Raw genomic sequence first — 18,295 nt, forward strand, 5'->3', positions numbered from 1 at the left:
TTTAAGCGCACAAATTGTGTTGATATAGTAGCGTAGAGAGTCAGTTCACAATATTTGGAACCGGGTGATCCTATGGCGATGTGGAATCAGTTCAAGCGGCTGCTGATCGGCAGACCAATGAAATCTTCGGAACTCGAGGCAGAGAAGCTGGGGAAGCTGAAGGCGCTCGCGATCCTGTCCTCCGACGCGCTGTCTTCCGTAGCGTACGGGACGGAGCAAATTTTACTTGTGCTGATGACCGTAGGCGCGGCGGCATTATGGTATTCCGTGCCCATTTCGGTGGCCGTTCTGGCCCTGCTGACGATTCTGATTATTTCCTACAGACAGACCATTTTTGCTTATCCAACAGGCGGGGGCGCTTATATCGTCGCCAAAAACAATCTGGGCAAAACGCCCAGCCTGCTGGCCGGCGGCTCCTTGCTGGTCGATTATATTTTGACGGTGGCGGTCAGCTCCTCCGCCGGGACGGACGCGATTGTCAGCGCCTTTCCGGCCCTTCAGGAACACCGTGTGCTGATTGCGCTGGTGATGATTTTGTTTCTGACCGTAATGAACCTGCGGGGCGTGACGGAGTCGGCTTCCGTATTGGCGATTCCGATCTATCTGTTTGTCGTTTCGATCTTTGTCTTGATTATAAGCGGAGTAATCCGCTATTTTGTCGGCGGCGCGCCCGCCGCCGCTCCCGAGATGCATTCAGCGGTGTCGAATATCAGCCTCTTTTTCCTGCTTAGAGCCTTCAGTTCCGGCTGTTCGGCCCTGACAGGGGTGGAGGCAATGTCCAACGCTATTCCGAACTTCCGCGAGCCGGCGGCCAAAAACGCTGCCAATACGCTGCTGATGATGGGCATCATTCTTGGCGCTATGTTTATGGGAATCAGCCTGCTGGCCTATTGGTACGGCATTCAGCCGAATGCAGACGCCACCGTGGTGTCGCAGATTGCGGAAGGAACGTTTGGACGGGGGATCATTTATTATTTTATCCAGGGCACGACGGCGCTCATCCTGTTCCTGGCGGCCAATACAGCCTATTCGGCGTTTCCGCTGCTGGCGTTTATGCTGGCCAAAGACAAGTTTATGCCGCATATGTTTATGGTCCGGGGCGACCGGCTGGGGTTCTCAAACGGAATTTTGTTCCTCAGCGTCATGTCGGCGATTCTGGTCACCGCGTTCGGCGGAAATACGGAAAGCCTGATTCCGCTGTATGCGGTCGGCGTGTTTATCCCGTTTACGCTATCCCAGCTTGGAATGATGGTGCGGTGGATCCGGACGAAGCCGGCGGGCTGGACGGGCAAGTTCCTGGTCAACACGGTTGGCATGCTGACCACGCTGTCGATTACCCTGATTTTTATCGTTACCAAGTTCTCGCAGGTCTGGTTTGTGTTTATCTTTTTCCCGATCGTCCTTTATGTGTTCAACAAAATCAACTCCCACTACCGGAACATTGCCGACCAGCTGCGGGTTGATCTTCATAACGAGAAGCCGACGGCAAAAGGCAACACGGTTATCATTCCGGTGGCCGGGATTACGCAGGTGGTAAGGAATACTGTAAGCTACGCCAAAACGTTATCGGATACGGTGGTGGCCGTCTATATCGGATTTGACGACGAGTCGATCGAGAAAATGGAACGGGGCTGGGCGGAGTGGAATCCGGGCGTCAGGCTGGTGACGCTGAAATCCCGGTACCGGAGCATTCTCGGGCCGCTGAAGAAATTCATCGATACGGTGGAGTGGAAAAAAGCGGAGTCCGACCACATCACCGTGCTCATTCCCCAATTCGTTACAAGGCACTGGTGGGAAAACGCACTGCACAACCAGTCCAGTCTGCTGATCCGCGCTTACCTGATCAATTACAAGGATGTTGTGGTCGCGACAGTGCCGTTCCATTTGAACCGTTAGGCGCACCAAGCGCCGGCCCGTTGGTCCGCCTCCCTGTGAGGCGGCTTTTTTTTCGCGGCCAGGCCCGATATAATGAGTCGAGAGTATCGAGAGTAAACGGATGCCAAGCTTGCCGGGAGGAACAAAATGAGAAAACGAGGACTAAGCCTAGTTGCGCTGCTGGTGCTGATGCTTGCAGTGCTGGCCGGATGCGCCGAGGGCACGGGACATTTGACGGTGCATAAAGACGGCAGTGCCGACGTGGAACTCAAGGTCCGGCTGGAATCCCGGCTGATGAACCTGCTGGGCGACAAGGGAGACGAAGCGTTGCGCTGGCTGGAGCAGGCGCTGGCCGAACGGGATATCCAATTTAGCAAAAAGGAAGACGGCGGTGTGGAGTACACCATTGCCCGCTCGTTTGCTTCCGTTCAGGAAATGCGGGACTATTTCAGCCAGTTTGCCACAGATAGTGACGCGGTGGAAGTGAAGGTGGAGACAGGCGAGCATTTCTTTTATACAACACAGGATGTCTCCATTCAGCTGCGTTCGGACAGCTACCTGAACCAGGCTTTGGACAAGGTGCGGGAGATGGGCGTTCCCGAACCGCTGATTTCCCTGCTGCTGCGGAATTTTGCATTTAATTTTCAGCTGACGCTGCCGTTTGATGTCATTCTTGATCATAATGCCGTGCAGGAAGGGAAGACGTTGACCTGGCGGGTGGCATTGGAGAACCCTGATCCCATACGGCTAAAAATATGGCTGCCCAACATTGCGCCAATCGCCTGGACTTCCGGTATTGTGCTGGTGATTGCCGGTGTGCTGATCGCGCTGTGGATCCGCAAACGCCGAACCGGCCGGTCCAAGCCGGCGAATCTCACTTGACTGCCGGTTAAGATGCAGGAGCGCCGAAATGGGGGACGGGAGCAGCGATTGAGCCGGGGTATTGGGTTGGAGGCACGGGAGCAGCGATCAAGGCTGGAGGGTCGGGTGGAAGCACAGAGGCCGGGCGGGCAGCGCCAAACCCGTCTTTCTGGGTATTGCCACTTGTTTAAATAACAAAAATTTGGGACAATAGAAGCGCCGCCGATTTCGGCGGCTTCTCGGCTTTGTGCGGCCGAATCTATTTTGCGTGATCATGAAATGAGGGTTACCAATGACAAAACCATCCGTTTACGGATTAACGCTGGAGCAGCTGTCCGCTTGGCTGCTTCCATATGGACATAAACCGTTTCGCGCGCTGCAGGTCTGGGAAGGGCTGTATGTGCGCCGGGCGGCGGATTTTGGCAGCATGACCGATGCCAATCCCGACTGCCTGCGGCTGCTGGAGGAGCATTTTACCATATCCACGCTTACCGAGCACACCCGCCAGGAGTCGGCGGACGGTACGGTCAAGTTCCTGTTCCGGCTGGCTGACGGCAATTTGATTGAAACCGTGCTGATGCGCCACAAGTTTGGCCAGTCGGTCTGTGTAACGACGCAGGTCGGCTGCAACATTGGCTGCAGCTTCTGCGCCAGCGGGCTGCTGGCGAAGAGCAGGGACCTCTCGGCTGGAGAGATAGTGGAGCAAATCGTGAAGGTCCAGCAGTTTTTGGATCAGGAAGGCAAAGGGCAGTTGGTCAGCCATATCGTGGTGATGGGGATCGGCGAGCCGTTCGACAACTTTGCGAATTTGCTGACATTCCTGGATATCGTCAAACACCAGAAGGGTCTGGAGATCGCAGGCCGGAAGATTACCGTTTCCACCAGCGGTCTGGCCGGCAAAATTGTGGAATTTGCCGACGCGAACACCGGAGTGAATCTGGCGGTGTCGCTGCATGCGCCAAACAATGAGCTTCGGACGCGTATTATGAAGATCAACAAAGCGATTCCAATCGAGAAGCTGATGGAGTCGATCGATTATTACCTGGAGCGGACCAAACGCCGGGTGACGATTGAATATATTTTGCTGAAAGACGTCAATGACGGCAGAGAGCAGGCGCTTGAGCTGGCCGATCTGCTCCGGGACAAGGGATCGCTCGTTAACGTCAACCTGATCCCGTATAATCCGGTAGATGAACACAGCCAATACCAGCGCAGCGAGCGCGAGACGGTGACCGCCTTTTTCGATACGCTGAAAAAACAGGGTATCAGCGTCAGCAAACGGCTGGAGCACGGCACCGACATCGACGCCGCCTGCGGCCAGCTGCGCAGCAAACAAATCCGGAAATCCGCCGGCGCGTTAGACCGTGCCGCAGCGGGACAATCGTAAAGGTGTTTTTGGACGAACAAGCCGCTTCGGCGCCTATGAAGGCGACGGGCGGCTTGTTTGGTGTATGCTTTTTTTAAGAGGATCGGTAACCTGCTGCCGGATTGGCGGCACTAATAGAACAGGAAGAACGGAAGGAGGCGCCGGGATGTGGCAGGAACGATGGGTTGAAGAAGCGCGGCGGGGGGAGCGGGAGGGGACGCTTGCATTGGTCCGCTATTTCGAAGGAATGGCTTACGCGGTTGCGTACGACCGGCTCCGAGACGCCCACCTTGCAGAGGACGCCGTACAGGAAGCGTTCGCCGAAGCGTTCCGGCAGCTCCATTCGCTGCGCGAGCCGGCTGCTTTTCCGGGCTGGTTCCGCGTGATTGTGCAGCGGCGGTGCGCCCGGATGCTGCGCCGGCGGCGGCACCCGGAGACGGCGCTGGATGAAGCCGGCGCGCTCCGGGACGAAGGAGCCGACGTTCCGGAGCTGGTGCTGCAGCGGGAGCTGCGGCAAACGCTGCATGAAGCGGTGGCGGCTTTGCCCGAGCACAGCAGGGTGCCGGTTCAGCTGTTTTATTTTCACGGACTGGCGCTTGGAGAAATTTCCGCTTACTTGGGAACGCCTGTGCCAACGCTCAAAAAACGCCTGTTTGACGCCCGGCGGAAGCTGAGAAGCATGCTCCCGGTAGCAGACCCTGCCGCCGTCTTCCGTAACCTGCAAGAAGGAGGGAAAAAAATGCTGCATATTGTGAACGGCGATGTTGTCGCTGAACTCTTGAAGCAGGGAGGTGTGGAAGGTGAAATTCTGGTCTGGCGGGAAATTTACCCTGTTGGGCCGGTGTTTACCAAAATGGCGGACGAACCGCACCGGCGCAGCCGGGCCGAGGCGCTGGAACGGCTGCTTGGTATTCCGGCGGAATTCTACAGCCAGACCTGCCGGGAACAGGAGCGCCGCCTGAGCGGATTCCGGCAGTTCGATGAGGTGGTGCTCTGGTTTGAACACGATCTGTTCGACCAGACGATGCTCGCTTATCTGCTTCATTGGTTTGCGGGACAGGAGCTAGGGGAGACAACGCTCAGCTTGCTCAGCATCGGCTCGTATCCGGGCATTAAGCTATTTCGCGGACTGGGTCAGCTGAGTCCGCAGCAGCTGAAGGAGCTGGCGGGGACCTGGCAGACGGTCGGCGTGGAGGAGCTTCGGCTGGGCGGCGCGTTGTGGAAGGCATACGCCTCGGAAGATCCGGCTGAGCTGCTGAATCTGCTGAGCGGGGATTGTTCGGCATTGCCTTTTGCACGCAGTGCGTTTAGCGCCCATTTAGAGCGCCTGCCGTCAGTCCGGGACGGTCTCGGGAGTGTGGAACGGACGGCACTGCAGGTTCTTCGGCAGGGTCCGATGGAACCCTATCGGCTGTTTGGCTTGACGGGGGACGAGCTGTCTGTGCTCGGAATGGGCGATCTGGAATTTTGGCAGGTGCTGAACAGACTGGCGTCCGGTCCCGAACCGCTGCTGCATTTGGAGGGCTGTCAGGTCTTCCCGGGTTTTGCCGGCATACCGGACGGGTTCATGGAAGCAGAGGTTTCGCTGACGGAGGCCGGCGGACGGGCGCTTACCGGAGAAGTGACGCCGCGTCTCCAGTGGCCCGAGGAACTGTGGTACGGCGGGCTGCAGGTTGGCGGCGGGGAGGGCTGGCGCTGGGACGAAGAAGGCCGGAAGCCGGTGAGGCTGACGCGGAAATAACATTTTTACTGAGGATTTTGGGGACCGGTCGGTCTGACCAAAATCCTCTTTTTTGTGTCCGTTTCGCGGCTGCTTGTTATTTCCAGGCCGGGAAGAGGTAATGAATACAAGTAGAGAGCGTGAGAGGCCGCGGGATAAGCCGGGGATCTTTTTCGCCGTGGAAGGAGGAGAAAGAGATTGGCACAGAACGGGGAAGCTCCAAAAGAACATACGCTGGACAGCAGCCTTGCGCTGCTGGCGGACGGATACGAGTTCATTCAGAAGCGGTGCCGCGAGTTTAATTCGGAAATTTTTCAGACCCGTCTGCTTGGAAAAAAGGCAATCTGCATCAGCGGCAAAGAAGCGGCTGAGCTGTTTTACGACAATGGCAAATTTCAGCGGGGCGGCGCTATACCGAAGCGGATTCAGAAATCGCTTTTTGGCGAAAATGCAATCCAGACGCTCGACGGGGAAGCGCACAGGCACCGGAAAGCGGCGTTTCTCTCGCTGATGACGCCCCCGCGGCTCAAGGAGCTTGCGGAGCTGACGCTGGAGGAATGGCGGGCGGCGGCCGCACGCTGGGAAAGCGGGGAGCGCATCGTGCTGCTCGAGGAATCGCAAGAGGTGCTGTGCCGGGCAGCCTGCCGCTGGGCCGGCGTTCCGCTTGCCGGCGAAGAGGCCAGGGAGCGTGCGGACGACTTCGGTGCGATGGTGGAGGCGTTTGGAGCCGTAGGGCCAAAGCACGGGGAAGGAAGACGGGCCCGCAAAAAGGCGGAAGCGTGGATCGAAGGACTGATCACGGAAATCCGGGAAGGGAAACGGGTGGTGCCGGAGGATACGGCTGCTTACGTCATGGCCTACCATCGTGACCACGAAGGGCTGCCGCTTGACCCGCGTATGGCCGCCATTGAGCTGATCAATGTAGTTCGGCCGATTGTGGCGATCGGTCGGTATGTGGTATTCTCCGCAATGGCGCTTTATGATTACCCGCAGTGCCGTCAAAAAGTGGTGCAGGGGGACGATACCTATGTACAGTGGTTCGTTCAGGAAGTACGGCGGTTTTATCCGTTTACCCCATTCCTGGGCGCGGCAGTCCGCCGGGAGTTCACCTGGAAAGGGCAAACCTTTGAAGAAGGGACGATGGTACTGCTGGACGTTTACGGCACTACGCACAGCCCGGCGCTGTGGGAGCAGCCGGATGAATTCCGGCCCGAGCGGTTCCGCGGCTGGGACGGCAGCCCGTTTGACCTCATCCCGCAAGGGGGCGGGGATCACCGCACCAATCACCGCTGTGCCGGAGAATGGCTGACCATTGATCTGATGAAGGTAAGCCTGCGGTTTTTGACCCGGGAGCTGTCTTATGAGGTGCCCGAGCAGGACATGCACATCAGTTTGTCCAAAATGCCCGCGCTTCCGGGAGACGGATTCCTGATGAGCGGCACGCGTTTGACCGGAGAGCCGGCGCTGCGGAAAGGGTAACGGGTTTGGGGCGGTACCAAAGCCGATGCCATCCGCCGTCTGCCTCCATGCAGCTAAAATCTCCAAGCCAGGCGGTACCGAGGCAAGCTGCAGGTAACGCCGCTAAACAAAGGATCGAAGCGTAAACAAAACGCTTCGATCTTTTTAATTCCCAGCCGGCCCTGATGGACAGTTGGGGCTGCGCAAGGACTTGTTTGAAGCGGCTGTTTCTTTAGGATTTCCGCAGGGCTTGACTCAGGGCGCAACCTGTGATGAACTGGTAGTGTAGTATACAAGTTGTTATAGTGGAGATAGAGTAGTAGACCTGTAATCACGAACACATTTATCAAACAATAGGTTTAAACTGAATCTTACCATTATAATCTTGTATTCAAGACCGCTAAAAGAAAAGGGAGGCCTGTCCCGTGTCCGTCATTGTCAATCCAATCCTGCGGGGATTTAACCCTGATCCGTCCATTGTGCGTGTGGGTGATGATTATTATATCGCCACTTCGACGTTTGAGTGGTTTCCCGGTGTTCAGATTCATCACTCCCGCGACCTGCGCAACTGGAAGCTGATCGCGCATCCGCTGACGCGCACAAGCCAGCTGGATATGATGGGCAACCCCGATTCGGGAGGCGTATGGGCCCCATGCCTGACGCATCACGAAGGAACATTTTATCTGGTGTATACGGACGTAAAAAGCCATATGGGGCCGTTCAAGGACACCCACAACTATGTGGTGACAGCCAAAGACATCCGCGGCCCCTGGTCGGAGCCGGTTTACCTCAACAGCAGCGGCTTCGATCCGTCGATGTACCATGCGGAAGACGGCAAGAAATGGGTCATGAACATGATTTGGGATCACCGCAAAGGCAAAAACCACTTCGGCGGTATCGCTCTGCAGGAATATTCCGAGCAGGAGGGGAAGCTGGTGGGGCCGATTCATAATATTTTCCGCGGTACCCCGCTTGGCCTGACAGAAGGTCCGCATATTTACAAAATGAACGGCTATTATTATCTGATGGTGGCCGAAGGCGGGACGAGATTTGGCCACGCGGTTACCGTAGCCCGGTCTGAATCCCTGTTCGGTCCGTATGAAGCCGATCCGGAAGGTCCGCTGCTTACCTCAGCAGACCGGCCCGAAGCCGAGCTGCAGCGTGCAGGGCACGGCTGCCTGGTGGAAACACAGAACGGAGAGCTGTACATGGTACATTTGTGCGGGCGTCCGCTGCGTCCTTCGATGTGCTGCAATCTGGGCCGGGAGACTGCGATCCAGAAAGTGGTGTGGAATGATCAAGGCTGGCTGCGGCTGCCGACGGGTGACCACGAGCCGCAGGTTCGGGTCGAAGGCCCGCCGCTGCCCGATTATCCGTTTGAGCCGGAGGCTGAAACGGACCATTTTGACGGCGGGACGCTGGGCATTCACTTCAGCTCGCTGCGCGAGCCGGCGGCGGAAGAGTGGGCTTCGCTCCGCGAGCGGCCGGGCTTCCTGAGGCTGAAGGGGCGGGAATCGCTGTACTCCAACCACCGCCAAAGCCTGATCGCCCGGCGGCAGCAGAGCTTCCGCGCGCTGGCGGAGACGGTGGTGGAATTTGAGCCGGAGACGTACCAGCAGATGGCCGGCCTGATCTATTACTACAACTCCAAGAATTACTGCTATCTTCACATCAGTCATGATGAGGAGCTCGGCAAATGCCTGAGTCTGATGACCAGCGACCGCGGCGTCTATGATGAACCGCTGGAAGCGCCGATACCGATTGGCGGCTGGGAGCGCTGTTATCTGCGGGCGGAGCTGAATTACGAGAAGCTGCAGTTTTATTATTCGAAGGATGGAGCCGATTGGCAGCCGGTCGGTGCTGTGCTGGACGCCAGCAAAATGTCCGATGAAAACGCCGAGCTGATCAAAGACGGCATCGCGCTGGACCAAGGTTTCACCGGAGCGTTTATCGGCATGTGCGCACAGGATTTAAGCGGCCGCAGGCTCCCGGCGGATTTTGATTATTTCACATACAAAGAGCTGGACGAGACAGTATAATCCGCCAGTGTCATATTTGCTGAGAGGGCGCCTTCGTCTCCAGGGAGACAGAGGGCGCTTTTTGCCGTCGATCGTGGAAGCTAATAAAACTTTAAACAAGCGGCCAGGCGCCCCCGGTCCCCCAGTGAAAAATCCGGTTAGAAGGCGGGGACAGGCGGGTATCCTATTTTATAAGGGGTTGGATTCCGGGCTGCATGTGTAATAAGCGGGAGAGGTTAAACGAATCTATGGAATGTATGTGTTAATTACATGTAGCTTAACCTTCGTGGATTTAACGATGGTTATTCCCTTCTTGTCTATGTTGTTCTTTAAAAAAATGGGCGCATTAAGGCGGATGCCGCCCGGGTTTTCTCACAGGGACTTGTGATAAAATACAAATATGGCAGGTATTTTTTTGCATTTTCCTCAAAGTGAAATGCCGTCCGCTATGTTATTATTCTTTACACAAGAAATCATCACGTAGACGGGAGATGTTCACTATGATTATTGGTGTGCCGAAGGAGATCAAAAATAACGAAAACCGGGTTGCTTTAACGCCTGCCGGCGTGCTGACGCTTGCGGGCGGAGGACACCGCGTGCTGCTGGAGAAAGGCGCCGGAGCAGGCAGCGGATTTGCGGATGCGGAATACGCCCAGGCTGGCGCCGAATTGGTGAACGATGCAGCCGGGGTCTGGAATGCAGCGGATATGGTCATGAAAGTTAAGGAGCCGCTGGAAAGCGAATACGATTATTTTCGGCCGGGTCTCATTTTGTTCACTTACCTGCATTTAGCGCCGGAGCCGCGGCTTGCGGCAGCACTTCAGGCGAAAGGAGTCCTTGCAATCGGCTACGAGACGGTGCGGGCCGGCCGCACGCTGCCGCTGCTTACGCCAATGAGCGAAGTGGCGGGACGGATGTCGGTGCAGCTTGGAGCCCAGTTCCTCCAAAAAAACCACGGCGGACAAGGCATTCTCCTGGCCGGCGTACCCGGTGTGGAACGGGGGAAGGTCAGCATTATCGGCGGCGGCGTGGTCGGCACAAACGCAGCGAAAATGGCGGTTGGACTTGGCGCCGAGGTGACGATTGTGGATCTTAGCGCCGACCGGCTGCGTGAGCTGGACGATTTATTTGGTCCGCAGATCAAGACGCTGGCGTCCAATCCGTATAACATCGCCAAAGCGGCGGCTGAAGCCGATCTGCTGATCGGTGCCGTGCTGATCCCCGGAGCGAAGGCGCCGAAGCTGGTCACCGAATCCATGGTTAAGACGATGAAAGCCGGTTCAGTCATTGTTGACGTGGCCATTGACCAGGGCGGGATCGTCGAGACAATCGACCGGGTGACCACGCACGACAATCCGGTATTTGAGAAACACGGCGTGCTGCATTATTCGGTCGCCAACATGCCGGGCGCCGTGCCGAAGACATCAACGATGGCGCTGACCAATGCGACCGTGCCTTATGCGCTGCGGATCGCGGACAAAGGCGTCCTTCAGGCGCTGCGGGACGATGAGGGATTAATGAGCGGCGTCAACGTAGCAAACGGGCGGATTACATGCGCAGCGGTGGCCGAGGCGCTGGGACAGCGGTATTATTCCGTTGAAGAAGCATTGAAGGAAGAGCCGGTGATGAAATAGCTTTTCGCATAATGATCTGAGCGGCGTGAGGAGCCGGCGGGGGTTAAAGTCCCTGCCGGCTTTTTTTGCCCGTATTATGTGGAGGCGGCGCTTGCGGCATAGGGGGGGAGGCCAGAATACTAGTCACAGAACCGCCAGAGGGATATAATAAATTCACCTAATTTTAGGAACGTTCAAAAATGAGGGGGAATGCCGGTGCCCGGGACGGATGAGGGGTTTGACCGTTTTTTTGACAGTATGGAAGCACTGGCCGACACCCTCAGCGAGTGTCTGCAATCGCAGGTAACGATCGAAGATGAAAACCATCACGTCATCGCTTACAGCTCCCATCCGTTCGAGAGCGATCCGGCGCGGATTTCGACGATTATCGGCAAGCGGGTGCCCCAGCCGGTTATCGCCGGATTGCGCAGCATCGGAATTCTGCGGCAATTGGAGCAGTCGCCGCAGCCCGTATGGGTCTCGGCGGTAGATGAAATCGGGCTTGGCCCAAGACTGGCGGTATGCATCCGGCACCGCCACGAAGTGCTGGGTTATATCTGGGCGCTCGATACGGGAAATCTGGCGCATGGTCCTGCGGAGCGGGTAATGGAGCAGGCAGCCAAAGCCGCCGCCCGGTATCTGCTGAAGCAGCGCGGATGGAGGACGAAGCAGGAGCGGATGCGGGACGAATGGTTCTGGAGACTGCTGACCTCGCATTATGAGTCCGGGCAGCGGATTGCGGAAGATGCGGAGGTGCTGTCCATCCGGCTTGCAGTTCCCTATTATGTAGGTGTTCTGGAGACCGGCATCCAGGCGGAGGAAACGATGCTGTTCCGGCTGCGGCGGGCGGCCGACAGCCAGCAGGGCGTGCATCTGCTGGCGGCGACGGCAGAACGTAACCGGTTTATCCTTCTTTTTAGCCCGGAAGGACCGTTCCGCGCGGAAGCGGCCGCCGCTTACATCCGCAAGCTTGCCGACCGGCTCCGGCTGGAGGAGGGAGGCCGGGTAACGGAAGGCTGCAGCGCAGGTTACGAGACGTATGTCCAGGCCTCAGCCGCTTACCGGGAAGCCTTAACTGTGGCTGATCTGCGCGCCCGGCTGCCGTTTCACAGCAGCCAGTTCATCCTGTTCGAAGAGCTGGGGTTCCTGGCGTATCTTCCCTCCATTATCGAAGCGAAACGGTCGGCCGGCAGCCGGCCGAGTCCGCTGATCGCGCCGCTCAAAGCATATGATGACGAGCATAAAGGCGATTTTCTAAAAAGCATCGCCATTTATTTATCGTTGGACGGCAACCTCAAAGAGGCGGCGGCTTTTCTGCATATCCATGTGAACACCCTAATTTACCGGCTGAACCGGATTGCCGAAATCACCGGCCGCCATCTGAAGGATGCGCATTACCGGACGTCGCTGTATCTTGATCTCCTGACGGAGGAGACAGAACAGGTGAACGCCTGGCTGGCGGAAGGAAGCGGGACCGGGCATTCTCCGGCGGGATAAGCGGGCGCAGCGGACTTTCTTCAGAACAGGCTCAAAGGCAGGGGTGGCAGCAGGGTGAAACACAACGTTAGGAACTGACTCGATTCAGCGGGAGTGGCGGCATCCGAACCTCATCCAGACGCCATCACCAGGTCTGTCGTTCTCCACACAAAAAAGACGGACAAGCGCTTAAGCTTGTCCGCCGTTGTCCTTCGCCGCCAGCAAGCGGCGGACGCGCGGGGCGACCTCCGTCGCCAGCAGTTCGATGGAAGCGGCGACCTTGTCAAACGGAACGCCGCCGATGTCCATCTGGGCCATGAAACGCCGGTGGCCGAACTGTTCGTGCTGATACATAATTTTTTCGACGATCTCGTCGGGTCCCCCTACGGCCAGGGCGTTGCCCGGCTGAAGGTAGGATTCAAATTCGTCCCGGCCTAGCCGTGTGCCGCCGCTGATCTCGTCAAACGCGCCAAGATACCCGCAGTAATACGGGTAAAATTCGTCGAGTGCCTGTCCCGCCGTGGGAGCAAGATAGGCATGGCTGGTGATCCCGATCTTCAGGCTGTCTGGAGCATGCCCTGCGTCCGCGCCTGCCTTCCGGTAGGCGTCAGCCAGTCCGGCAAACCGTTCCGGCTGTCCGGACAAAATGGCGATTGCAAGCCCTGCGCCAATTTCGCCGGCGAACGCAGCCGTCTCCGGGGTACCGCCGACGCCGACCCACAGCGGAAGACGGGGCTGCAGCGGTCTTGGGGCAATCTCCGCTTCCTGCAGCGGGGAGCGGAACTGTCCCGACCAGGTGACGATTTCGCGTTCGTTCAGCTCCGACAACAGCCGCAGGTTCTCTTCGAACAGCTGGCGGTAGTCATCGCGCTGGTAACCGAACAGCGGAAAAGATTCCAAAAAGGCGCCCCGTCCCGAGATGATTTCGGCGCGGCCGCCCGACAGCAGGTCCAGCGTGGCAAAATCCTCAAACACGCGGACCGGATCAGCGGTGCTGAGCACTGTCGTGGCGCTGGTCAGGCGGATTCGCCGGGTCACCTGGGAAATGGCGGCCAGAACGACCGGGACGGACGAAACGGCAAAATCGAGCCGGTGATGCTCGCCCACGCCAAAGACGTCAAGTCCGGCTTCGTCCGCCAGGCGGGCGGCGGCCACGATCTCGTCCATACGCTGTTTGGGTGTGGCGGCGCGGCCCGTGGCGCGGTCGGGCACAATATCGCCCAATGTATACACCCCGAATTCAAAGACGGGGCCGGCTGCTTGGTGCGGATCATTTGACATAAGTATAAGCTCCTCAATTTGAAAATAAGCACGTTTCCTATTCTGCGGACCGGCTGTATTCCGCTATTGTATCATAGAAGCTTACAAATAGTAAGCGAGTCTTTGAGCTGGCCGGCTGACTATAAACGAAAGACGGTAATGAACAATGGAACAGCAAGCAATCTGGGCGCTGGCCCTGTTTTTAGCGGTTTACGCCATCATTATTTCGGAGAAAATCCACCGTACCATCGCCGCTATGGCTGGCGCGATTCTGATGATTTTCGCAGGCATCGTCGACCAGGAGACAGCGCTGCATCATATTGATTTCAATACAATCGGTCTGCTCGCGGGGATGATGATGATCGTGGGGATCACGGCGGAAACGGGGCTGTTCAAATATATGGCCCTCAAAGCGGCTAAGCTGGCCAAAGGCCGGCCGGTGCGCATCATGGTGTTTTTGTTTCTCATTACGGCCGCCTGCTCCGCGTTTTTGGACAATGTGACGACCGTGCTCCTTATGGTTCCCGTCACCTTTAGTATTACGCGCCAGCTGCGCGTAAATCCGCTGCCGTTTCTGATATCGCAGATTATCGGCTCAAACGTGGGCGGTACGGCCACGCTGATCGGCGACCCGCCCAACATTATGATTGGCAGCGCCGTTCAGGAACTGACGTTCATGTCGTTTATCTCCAATCTGACGCCGATTGTTTTAATTATTCTGGCGGCTTATGTGCCGCTGTTTATCCTGATGTTCCGCAAGCAGCTGAAATCCTCGCCGGAGCTGCAAAAAAGCATTATGGAGATGGACGAGCGGGAGCTGCTGACCGATCCGGTGCTGCTGCGAAAATGTCTGGCCGTCCTCGCGCTGACCGTGCTCGGCTTTTTCCTGCACCAGACCCTGCATCTGGAATCGGCGGCGGTCGCATTGGCCGGTGCGTTTCTGCTTCTGCTGCTGACCGGGGAACGGATGCTGGAGCGGGCGTTTGCCAGTGTTGAATGGATTACCATTTTCTTTTTCATCGGATTGTTTGTGCTTGTATCGGGACTGGTGGAGACGGGTGTGATCGCCAAATTGGCGGAAGAGGCGGTGAATGCGACCGGAGGGGATGTGACCGCTTCGGCAATGCTGATTTTGTGGCTGAGCGCGATCGCTTCCGCTTTCTTGGACAACATCCCGTTTGTTGCGACCATGATTCCCATGATTCAGGATATGGGCAGCATGGGCATCAGCAATCTCGAGCCGCTGTGGTGGAGTCTGGCGCTGGGGGCTTGCCTGGGAGGCAACGGCACCTTGATTGGAGCCAGCGCCAATCTGATTGTGGCAGGGCTGGCCGGGAAGGAAGGACATCCGATCAGCTTCATGAAATACACGAAATACGGTTTTCCGCTGATGATCCTGTCCATTCTGCTCTCCAGCGTCTACATCTATGTGAGATACCTCATGTAAAAAATACCCGCCTCACCTAACACATGTCTTCTTATGTTCCAGCGGAAAAGACAAACGCCCGGCAGCCGGTTCCCCCGGCCGCCGGGCGTTTGCGTAATCTCCGCTGTTGAAGGGTGCTCCGCCTCACTTGGAGAAGTAATGCGCCAGGCCATTTGCGATTGCCCGGGCCGCTTTGCGCTGGTAGGAGGCGGTGCGCACGACTGCTTCGTCGCCGGGATCGGACAGGAAACCCAGCTCCAGCAGCACCGAAGGGACGGGATTGCCGCGCAATATGTGATAATCCCCAAAAGAAATCCCGTTATATCTCAGCCCGGTTCCTCCGTTTAAGTACACCTCAATGGAACGGGCCAGCGGCATGTCATTTGATTCGGAATGGAAAAAGATCAGCGTGCCGGACACGTTTTTGGGCGAAGAGTTGTAATGGATGCTGACAAAAGCGTCCGCCCCCAGCTTTCCGGCCAGCTGCGCCCGCTGCGGCAGGCTTGGCTTCGCGTCCCGGGTGCGCGTCATTTCGACGCGGGCTCCGGCATCACGCAAATAATCGCGCACGTACAGCGCCGTCTGCAGATTAAGTGTTTTCTCCAGCGTGCCGTAGGTTGTGCCCAGCATGCCCGGGTCGCTGCCGCCGTGCCCCGGATCAAGCACGATCAGCTTGCCCTTCAGGCCGCCGCGCGGCGCGCTTTCCGCTTTTGACGACGTACGGGAGGCTGCGGCGCTGCCTGTCCCGGCTGCGGTGCTTGTCCCGCCGCTGCTGACATACTTCGCCGAGACCCAGCCGGTCTGTCCGCCGGACGAGACACGCAGCCAGCCGTTCTCCCGGTCCAGCACCGTCACCGCGTCTTTTGCGCGCAGCGAGCCGGTTACCTCGTAACCGGTGCCCGGTCCGCTGCGCAAGCGTAAGGAGTCCGCGGTGACGGTTGCGGCGGCGGAGCGGGCTGAGGCCTTAGACGTAGAGGCCGAACTTATGCGTACGGCCGCCGGCCCTCCGGCGGAAGCGCTTGTCCGCTTGAGATAGTACCCGGCCACCCAGCCGGTCACCCGGCCTTGCGTCACTTTCGCCCAGCCGTGCTGCTCGTCCGATACGGTCACGAGCATGCCGGCTTTCAGCGAACCGGTGACGGGGGCTGATTTGGCCGGCTCCGACCGGACATTTAGCGAATCGGCGTATACTTTGGCCGTGTAGGCCGAGGCTTCGGCGGATTCTCCGAATCCGAGCCCGAGAAGGAGACAGACCGAGAGGCAAGCGGATACACAAATTTTGATGATCGTTCTGTTCATGGCTACCCTCACTTTTCGGATCGTTACACCCTACTTTACCCGCTCCGGCGTTCCAATTGCGCGAATTCCTTCAAATTCGTACTATCGGCATAGCCTTGACAGCGGGCCGGTTCGTGATTTTAGGTAGCCTGGCAGGCTTGCAATCCATAAGTACCTGTGGTATTGCAAGCGATTTGCATCGTTTGCTTGTAGTGAGGGGCATAATCTATTTAAGCGGGCAAGGCCACTCCCTTCATTCGATATTCATTCGATACTATGGACTCATCGGGTTTGGCGGGTACTGGAGACAGCGCGGATACTTCTTTTAATAATGTTTCAATTTATCTATATACGAAGTAAGCGCAAAAGATTATACTTAGTTATTGGTAACCGTCTATTCAGCAGGGCGGAGCGTCTCCCAACCTACCATAATACACCACGACATACAAACATAACACACATGCTGGAGGAGTAAGTTATGAGCACTACAGATTTCACCAATCAGCTTTCCAGTTTTACCGGGAGGCTGCTCCGGGAGCGCTTCGGCAAGGGACCAGAATCGATTTATGCCTCGGTCGGGAAGCAGTGCATCGCGCTGCATATCCGTAACTTTATCGGACCTGTCGAGAAATTTCTGCTCAGCAAAGAAGAGGAGCAGGCGTTTCGCTATACACGCGAACTGCTTATGAAATCGTTACTCCCCGAACTGTCCGCCTATTTGAAGGAAGAGATGGCGGTGGAAGTAAGTGAAATCTTTTACGATTGGGGTATACATAACGCGTCCGGAATGATCGTCGCACTCGTCAAGACAGAGGAACGGGCGGCTGACGATTACGCGGGCCGGGAAGAAGTTCACGCCCAAATTACGGAAGTGAGCAGGAAAGTGCAGAAGGCCCCCGAATACATAGATTCATGGTGGCTGAATCCGCGGACCCTCATTATCAAACGGGAAGGGATTTTGATCCCGCTTGAGAAGGAACTGATTTTGCTCGGATATGAGAATACACTGAAGACCACCAAACGCAAGATGGAGAAAAGATATCTGGAAGACACCACCACCATCGCTCCAATGCTCGGTAAAGAGCTGGCCGACATATATGTGGATTGGGATTTTGATACGGATACCAGCATCATTGCGTATACATTCCGCTAGTATGCACGCTACAATCGACCTGGAGAACGGGGATCAACCGCGGGATGAAGGGGATAAGGATTGGATATAGCATACTAGAGACCAGGCGGAAATGCGTCGGACATGCGAATGAGCCGAACATGAGCCGGAGAAAAGGACGGGAAACCGCCCTTTTCTTCGGTTTTTTCATTTTGGGGGGTGGTTAGATGGAGGGAAACATGCAGAAAGTCCTTTATGTGGAAGATAACCCGCTAAACATGTCATTGATGCACCACATCTTCAAAAAAACGCTTCCCGGCGTCCTTCTTCTGAAGGCGGAATCGGCGGAAGCCGGACTGGAGCTGGCTGACGAGGAACGGCCCGATCTGATTATTCTCGACATCGGCCTCCCGGGTTTAAGCGGATATGAAGCAATGGAGCTGCTGCGGGTGAAAGAGAGCACCAAGGACATTCCTGTTCTGGCCATCAGCGCGTTTGCGCAGCCTTCGGATTTGGATAAAGCCAAAGGGGCGGGATTTGCCGGATATATCACCAAACCTTTCCAAGTCAAGCCTTTCACGGAACAGGTAAAGGAAATTTTGGCGAAGAGGCGATAGGCCGAAGTTTGTCTAAAACATCGCTCATTTTACCTGTTACACGAATACCGCAGCAGCGTTTTAATTGGGAGACGAACGCTGGCGGTACACAGCTTGATATTTTTCCGTATTTCCTGCTGAAACGGTTGATTTTTTTGGTTTGACTTTTGCCCGATTATGCAAGATATTAATAGTGAAGTTTTTAAATATAATCCGACAAATGTCGCGAATGAAGTA

Annotated in this window: 13 protein-coding genes; 11 read left to right on the forward strand and 2 right to left on the reverse strand. The window is 56.7% G+C overall.

Going from position 1 to position 18,295, the window contains the following annotated elements; translation table 11 throughout:
- Positions 1-78: 78 nt before the first annotated feature.
- From ACE6ED_RS02065 to ACE6ED_RS02100, 8 genes are all read left to right on the forward strand, one after another.
- The gene (locus tag ACE6ED_RS02065) at positions 79-1,896 is read left to right on the forward strand and encodes an APC family permease (RefSeq protein ID WP_410825394.1); all 1,818 of its coding nucleotides are present in this window, start codon (positions 79-81) and stop codon (positions 1,894-1,896) included.
- A gap of 126 nt (positions 1,897-2,022) precedes the next feature.
- Positions 2,023-2,757: a hypothetical protein gene (locus ACE6ED_RS02070; RefSeq protein ID WP_410825287.1), complete on the forward strand. Its 735-nt coding sequence runs from the start codon at positions 2,023-2,025 to the stop codon at positions 2,755-2,757.
- 271 nt (positions 2,758-3,028) lie between these two features.
- On the forward strand, positions 3,029-4,123 hold the full coding sequence (gene rlmN, locus ACE6ED_RS02075; RefSeq protein WP_410825288.1) for a 23S rRNA (adenine(2503)-C(2))-methyltransferase RlmN: 1,095 nt from the start codon (positions 3,029-3,031) through the stop codon (positions 4,121-4,123).
- Positions 4,124-4,268: 145 nt separating this feature from the next.
- Positions 4,269-5,843: a sigma-70 family RNA polymerase sigma factor gene (locus ACE6ED_RS02080; RefSeq protein WP_410825289.1), complete on the forward strand. Its 1,575-nt coding sequence runs from the start codon at positions 4,269-4,271 to the stop codon at positions 5,841-5,843.
- Between the two features lie 177 nt (positions 5,844-6,020).
- Positions 6,021-7,301, forward strand: coding sequence for a cytochrome P450 (locus ACE6ED_RS02085; RefSeq protein WP_410825290.1), 1,281 nt, complete (start codon positions 6,021-6,023; stop codon positions 7,299-7,301).
- A 404-nt stretch (positions 7,302-7,705) separates the two neighbouring features.
- Positions 7,706-9,319 (forward strand): glycoside hydrolase family 43 protein, encoded by a 1,614-nt coding sequence (locus ACE6ED_RS02090; protein WP_410825291.1) that lies wholly within the window; start codon positions 7,706-7,708, stop codon positions 9,317-9,319.
- A gap of 479 nt (positions 9,320-9,798) precedes the next feature.
- Positions 9,799-10,932, forward strand: a complete 1,134-nt coding sequence (gene ald / locus ACE6ED_RS02095; RefSeq protein WP_410825292.1) for an alanine dehydrogenase — start codon at positions 9,799-9,801, stop codon at positions 10,930-10,932.
- Positions 10,933-11,127: 195 nt separating this feature from the next.
- Entirely contained in the window at positions 11,128-12,408 is a 1,281-nt protein-coding gene (locus ACE6ED_RS02100) for a PucR family transcriptional regulator (protein ID WP_410825293.1), read from the forward strand.
- A gap of 168 nt (positions 12,409-12,576) precedes the next feature.
- Here ACE6ED_RS02100 and ACE6ED_RS02105 read toward each other — a convergent pair whose 3' ends face one another.
- Positions 12,577-13,668 carry an LLM class flavin-dependent oxidoreductase gene (locus tag ACE6ED_RS02105; RefSeq protein WP_410825294.1) on the reverse strand — a complete coding sequence of 364 codons (1,092 nt, stop codon included), beginning with the start codon at positions 13,666-13,668 and terminating at the stop codon, positions 12,577-12,579.
- Positions 13,669-13,813: 145 nt separating this feature from the next.
- Between ACE6ED_RS02105 and ACE6ED_RS02110 the strand changes: the two genes are divergently transcribed.
- Positions 13,814-15,094, forward strand: coding sequence for an ArsB/NhaD family transporter (locus ACE6ED_RS02110; RefSeq protein ID WP_410825295.1), 1,281 nt, complete (start codon positions 13,814-13,816; stop codon positions 15,092-15,094).
- 123 nt (positions 15,095-15,217) lie between these two features.
- Here the strand turns inward: ACE6ED_RS02110 and ACE6ED_RS02115 are convergent, their stop codons facing one another.
- Positions 15,218-16,372, reverse strand: a complete 1,155-nt coding sequence (locus ACE6ED_RS02115; protein WP_410825296.1) for an N-acetylmuramoyl-L-alanine amidase — start codon at positions 16,370-16,372, stop codon at positions 15,218-15,220.
- 457 nt (positions 16,373-16,829) lie between these two features.
- On the opposite strand from ACE6ED_RS02115, the gene ACE6ED_RS02120 reads away from it, so the two are divergent.
- Both ACE6ED_RS02120 and ACE6ED_RS02125 read left to right on the forward strand, forming a co-directional pair.
- The gene (locus ACE6ED_RS02120) at positions 16,830-17,504 is read left to right on the forward strand and encodes a Na-translocating system protein MpsC family protein (RefSeq protein WP_410825297.1); all 675 of its coding nucleotides are present in this window, start codon (positions 16,830-16,832) and stop codon (positions 17,502-17,504) included.
- Positions 17,505-17,701: 197 nt separating this feature from the next.
- A complete protein-coding gene (locus tag ACE6ED_RS02125) occupies positions 17,702-18,079 on the forward strand; it encodes a response regulator (protein ID WP_410825298.1) in 378 nt (125 codons plus the stop codon).
- Positions 18,080-18,295: the final 216 nt, after the last annotated feature.

Origin of the sequence: Paenibacillus nanchangensis, from assembly GCF_046543445.1 — a bacterium.
GTDB classification, from domain to species: Bacteria; Bacillota; Bacilli; order Paenibacillales; family Paenibacillaceae; genus Paenibacillus_AQ; species Paenibacillus_AQ nanchangensis.